Origin of the sequence: Flavobacterium amniphilum, assembly GCF_023634845.1 — a bacterium.
GTDB lineage: Bacteria > Bacteroidota > Bacteroidia > Flavobacteriales > Flavobacteriaceae > Flavobacterium > Flavobacterium amniphilum.
Genome location: NZ_JAMLJL010000056.1, coordinates 1 through 631, shown reverse-complemented (window position 1 = coordinate 631; position 631 = coordinate 1). Strand labels below are relative to the sequence as shown.

The following is a 631-nucleotide window of genomic DNA, read 5'->3' as shown; positions in this document are numbered from 1 at the left end:
GAGATAAATTCTTACAGGGCAATCAGGGTAAATACTGATTTTTTAATTTGGTTGATAATGATTTACAGTACCGCAAATTCGCAGATTTTTATTTTACTATTTTGGAATATTTAATTGTTATGTAGGCTGCAATGCCCCCAAAAAAAACCGTGGCAATTTCATTTCTTAAAACGAAATTGCCACAAAAGTTGTGGCAAAAAGAAAATTGAAAATGAAATTGCCACAGGATTGACTTTCTGTAAAACCATGATTCAAGGGATTATCTGACTCCTCAAAATCCAGTCTCAATACTTGAACATTCCAGACCTGACAGGTTTTCAAAAACCTGTCAGGTCTAATTATCCTTCAATCAAACCAATTCACTACACCCAAAAGTAAATCTTCAAAACCGACTTCAAAACCAATTGGCTTCTGGAAAAGCAAATCGTTCTCCGGTTCAGTCTTTTTAAATGGGTGCGTAATGAAAGATTCATCCGTTCAATATGATTAGTACCGAATCGCTTTGTTTTATGAACATGAGCATCCAGCAAATATTTGTAATGCTTCAACTTATCAGTGTATACAGCTAGCGGATTGGAAAACTTCACCGTTTTTAAAACTACATTCAATGTGTTGTTAGTCCTTCGTCCAA

At 34.9% G+C, this 631-nt stretch carries 1 protein-coding gene; it reads right to left on the bottom strand.

Annotated elements, in window-relative coordinates; all coding sequences use genetic code 11:
* Positions 1–362: 362 nt before the first annotated feature.
* The coding region (locus NAT51_RS19645; protein WP_250601815.1) for an IS1 family transposase at positions 363–631 on the bottom strand (269 nt) is incomplete at its 5' end.